Consider the following 5,213-nt stretch of genomic DNA (forward strand, 5'->3'; position numbering starts at 1 on the left):
GATTTAGTCTTAATGGATGTTCAGATGCCCGAACTGGATGGGCTGGAGACAACACGGCGAATTCGCTCTTGTGATTTTGTTGCCGATCGCTGCGATCGCCCCGTGCAAATTATCGCCATGACGGCTAATGCCATGCAAGGCGATCGAGAGATTTGTTTGGAGGCGGGAATGGACGACTATATCAGTAAACCCATTCGTGCCGAAAAATTGGCTTTAGCGATTTCCCAATGTTGCTGCCAACTGTTCCAGGAGAAACCCCACAGAAAAGCTCTCGACACTTCCAGTTCGCTGGTTTCGATCGGTGAAGGAGAGCGGGGGCAGGAGCTGACCGCAAGTACCCGTCCTAACGACTCTGGAGAAATTTCCCAAGCACCAGAATCGTTGCCGCGAGAACCCGTCGAAGAAAACGAAAGAAACAATGAGGGATCTTTACCGAGTTTGCCTGACGATATCATCGATCGAGAGGCGTTAAAAGCGTTGCAATCTTTGATCGGGGAAGAGGATGTGGAGACTTTAATTGAGGTACTCGATAGCTATTGTCAAGAAAGTCCCCAGCTCATTCAAAATATCGAAGATGCGATCGAGAAACGGGACAGGATGGCTTTGCAAATGGCCGCTCACACCCTAAAATCGACAAGCGCAACTTTAGGGGCACAGGAGATGGCTGCATTGTGCGACAAGCTAGAATCAGTCAGTCGCAATGATTCGATCGATGGTGCCTTAGACTTTCTACCACACATTGTGGCTCAATATTCCACCACTCAAACGGCTCTCCAAGCCATTCGATCGGAATACCAATAACGCCAGCTCGAGTTCGAGATGTTCGATTGCGGAGCGTTGGCTCGATCGACATCTCAGCGTTCGATACGGTCTGAAATTTACAAAGTGTGTATTTCAAGCCCGTGTGGTTCTTTCTCCCGATCGACCTAAACTTGTATTTTGATTGCCTTAAAGATCGTGAGAACGGTCTTTGGCACCGAGGGTTACCAACGCTTCCTTTTGAGCGGTGGTTAACCCCTCAATATTGGTAATGTCCATATTTTCATAGGGACGCGGCGGCTTTAGCACTTCAAGACATTCACCCGTGTCAACATCCCACAGCCGAATGGTATCGTCTTCACTACCACTGGCGAGTGTTTGACCATCGGGACTAAAGGCAACGGAAACCACGGCCCCGTTATGACCCGATAGCGTCGTGCAGGTTGCCGGGAGATCGCTGATATCCCAGAGTTTAATGGTGCGATCGTAACTGGCACTGGCGATGAGTTGGCGATCGGGAAAATCAGGGTGGAACGCCACGGCCCGCACCCAATCCATATGGGCATCCTCTTGCCGTCCCAAGGGGGCGAGATACCGTCCGGTTTCAATTTCGCACAAGCGGACGGTTTTATCGTTACTGCCGCTGACAACCCAGCGACAATCAGGACTCAGAGCCACTGCCCGTACGGGTTCCTGGTGCTCCTCAAGAGAGAGAATACATTTACGAGTCTCGATATCCCAAATCTTGACGGTTTTGTCATCGCTGGCACTGGCAAGTCGTAACTTTCCAAGCTCCTCATGCCATCCAAAGGCTAGGGCTTGAATCCAGTTTTTGTGCTCTAAATCCAATTCCTGGTAATCGAAATTTTCTAGATCGTGCAGCCAAATCACGCAATCGTCACCGCCACTGGCAATGAGTCGTAACTTAGGGGAACAAGCCACTGCCCGCACCCAACTTGTATGCTGCTCGAGTATTGTATGCATCTTTCGAGCAGGTACCTTCCAAACTTTGACGGTTTTGTCATCGCTCCCACTCACGACATAAGCACCATCGCTTGTGAAGCTAACCGACCAAACTCGACCCTGGTGTCCGTATAGATTTTTATACTTTTTGCTGGCTAAGTCCCAGAGCCGAACTGTTCCATCATCACTTGCAGTTGTCAACTGCTGCTCGTCGGGGCTAAATGCCACAGAGCGAACCTTCGAGGTATAGCCTTGAATGGTTTTCCAGCAATGCCCAGTTTGGACATCCCAGGTTTTCAGGGTTTGGTCGTCACCTGCACTAAAGAGATACTCACTCTCACTATCGAATACCACAGCCCAGACTCGACCTTGATGACCGAAAAAAGTATTCAGATAGCGCCCCGTCTGGCTATCCCATATTTTGACTGCAAAATCTTCGCCGCTACTGGCTATATTTTTGCCATCAGGGCTAAAGGCGATCGAACGAATCCAATCGGTATGGTGTAATTCCGATTCACCTATGAGATGACCCGTCGAAATGTTCCAAAGCCGGATATATCCATCATCGCCTCCAGTGGCAAGAATTCGATCGTCCGGGCTTAAGGCAATTGCCTGTAACTTACCTTGACAGTCATCTTGAAAAACTTGGGGTTGACTAAATTGCCCATAGTTATCGGTAGAATCGATCGCGTGAACGGCGATTTGCCCCTTTTCGCTGGCACTGACCAAAAACTTACCGTCAGAACTAAAGGCTAAAGCACAAATTTTATCGTTTGGGAGAATATATCTGGCGATCGATCGGCGAGATCGAATATCCCACAGGATAACGTGTCCGTCATCACCCGCACTGGCAAGTAAGTGATTATTCCCAGGACTAAAGGCAACTGCACGCAGACGCTGGCTGTGACTCCCTCGAAACGGAAATGCATGGTCATCCTTCACATTCCAAACATAGACAAACCGATCTTCTCCACCACTGGCAACGAAAGCACCATTCGCACTCACCGCAACAGTTCTCACCCAATGAGAATGAGCTTGGTGAATCAGGTGGGGTTCTAATTTCCCTTCGGCTACTTGCCAGACATAAATTTTGCCACTGGTATCTCCAGCCGCGAGAATTTTCCCATCGCGACTCAGAGACATGGACAGCAATCCATCGCAAGAGGCTAAAACTACTGATTTAGATAGGTTTGCATTGGATAAATTGACATCATGCAACATAGCTGCGGTGAAGTCTGCTTGCCAGACAAACAACCCCGAGAAATCTAAACCTTGAAGTACGGGTTTGTGTTCGGTACATTCTTGCTTTTCCGTACAGACTTGTTTTTTGATGAGGAGGAGCAAATTGAAGAGATTTCCTACCGCATATCCGGGTTGATGAGTAAGTTGTTGGCGGCAAATTTTCAAGAGTTCTCGAATTTTATTCTCGACGGAACTCAGTCCTCCAAATGTAGATTTGAGGCGATCGAGAAGGCGCTGAAGTACGAGCTTAATTTGTTCTTCTCGAATGTATTCCTTACCGGTCACTTTGATGAGCGGATAACGATTGAGAGAGCTAACATCTCCATTGACAAAGCCATCATAGAATCGATCGATGAGTTTCGTCGTCATAAATCGGAGGACAATTTCTGGCAACTCCCATCGATCGTCTTGTTGATGAACCAGCGAACAGTACCGGAGCGATTTCAGTGCTTCCATCAATCGACCCTTTCTACCCACTTCAGCCGCCATATCCTCATCGTAAAGAAATATACTTGTGACGGGTTCGCGGTTGATCGCAAGCCAGTAGAGTGTTGATTTTTCTAGCGATGACAGAATTTGAAAATGTTCTTCTAAAAGATCCCAGGTGCCATTACAAGCAAACAGATCGCGTGTCAAAAACTGCGTGACTGTGCTTGTATTAATATTAGAAGAAAGTTGCTGCAACCACCAGGGATGACCCATATAAACCCGAGTCAATTGCGTCATTTCAGTCTCACTTCCTTTGATTCCTTCGCGATGTAAAAGTGAAACAGCTTCGCTTTGGTTTAATCCCTTTAAATGAAACAATCGCGCAGATCTACTCTCGCCAGAGTACCCCAATATATCGTAGGATGGTTGACGTCCGATCGCGATCCAGCAGCTTTTATGGGAGCGACCTCGAAGCTGAGCAAATAATTCCTCATAGTCTCGATATTCAAGCTGGTACCGACCAAATATTTCTCCTTCTTGAAAGAGCTTATCGATTCGCCTCAAGACGATTAGATATCGATGGGTTTCCAAGAAATCAACGAGCTTAGAGATTTTATCGCTTAGGCGTTCTTCTTGCAAAATATCAGAAGCATCAGACCAGGTTTTGACAATTCGCTCTAACAGTTTTTCGACTGTAATTACGCCACCTTTAAAATCGACCCAAATTCCACCTTCAAAATCGCTATTCTTTCGCGCTTCACGATAAAGTTTTGAAATGATACCCGTTTTGCCGATTTTTCCAAATCCGTATACGAACAAAACCTGGCAGGATTCTTGAAAAATCCACCGTCTGAGGATGGTTAATTCTTCTTCGCGATCGGGAGTAGTTTGCGGTTGAGGATGGCGATCCCAATGAAGCAAGCTCGATGATTCTGCTCCCAAGACATCTGAATCAGTATTGAGTTTGGCAATTGCTTCAACCTCAAAATCTAACAACTCAGCCAGTTCGATAAAATTAAATCGATCGACTGGATGACCTTTCAGAAACTTACTAACCGTCGCGCGGGAGATTTCAGCTCGATCGGCTAAATCTATTTGGCGAGCAAACTTTCGTCTCGATGCTGCTTTAACGTCCGCAATACATTCAGGTTTTAATCGGAGCGATCGATTCATGCCCTATTTATAAAAGCTTAATGTTTCATAATAAAGTTGACTCGACGAGTCCTCGAACGTGTCATCAGTAAAGTCTAGAACTTACGTCTAGTACTTGACCACAATGATTTTGACAAGTAGGGGTAGCGCCCCTGTGCCTACCCCGGTCAGATGGGGTAACCACGGGGGGATTACCCCTACAAAATTACCCGTCATAATTTCTGTGGCGGAGTACTAGTCAGGGGTGTACGGCGAACTGGTTACACACCCGAGTTACCTCAGTATAACTTAATCAGTGCATCAATGTTGTAGTTGTAAAAGATATGTCGTAGTTGTAAAAGATGTGTATAACTTCGGTCAAATATAGAGATTTTGACCTATGCTAAGAATAGCTGCAACTATAACTTGACGTTCAAAATTGTTTGGGATAAACTGTGAGACATCCCAAACAATTTTGCGTTTTTAGAATTTGAGTTATAGTTGTAGCGGCTTTGGCTCATCCTATCTGAATCGCTTCATTCGTTGGGGAGCCAAAACTAAAAATAGGAAAATCACATGGAAGAAGTAGCTCTTCTCATGATGCTGGTTGCGCTTGCGAAAGCGATCGCATCTCTGCTAAAGATGTAACCCGAATCTAAGACGGATCGCTTCGGCTATCTGTCTTGGAT

General features: G+C 46.4%; 2 protein-coding genes. One reads left to right on the forward strand and one right to left on the reverse strand.

Annotated features, from left to right (window positions below):
* Nucleotides 1–801: Hpt domain-containing protein (locus IQ235_RS18265; protein ID WP_264322843.1), on the forward strand; the 801-nt coding region annotated here is incomplete at its 5' end.
* A 147-nt stretch (nt 802–948) separates the two neighbouring features.
* Here the strand turns inward: IQ235_RS18265 and IQ235_RS18270 are convergent.
* Nucleotides 949–4,566 (reverse strand): WD40 domain-containing protein, encoded by a 3,618-nt coding sequence (locus IQ235_RS18270; RefSeq protein WP_264322844.1) that lies wholly within the window; start codon nt 4,564–4,566, stop codon nt 949–951.
* Between the last annotated feature and the right edge of the window lie 647 nt (nt 4,567–5,213).

The organism is Zarconia navalis LEGE 11467 (assembly GCF_015207075.1).
GTDB lineage: Bacteria > Cyanobacteriota > Cyanobacteriia > Cyanobacteriales > Geitlerinemataceae > Zarconia > Zarconia navalis.

What these genes read in the sequence shown, in the direction of transcription:
- IQ235_RS18270 (WP_264322844.1), bottom strand. Translation starts at nt 4,566, where the DNA reads ATGAATCGATCGCTCCGATTAAAACCTGAATGTATTGCGGACGTTAAA.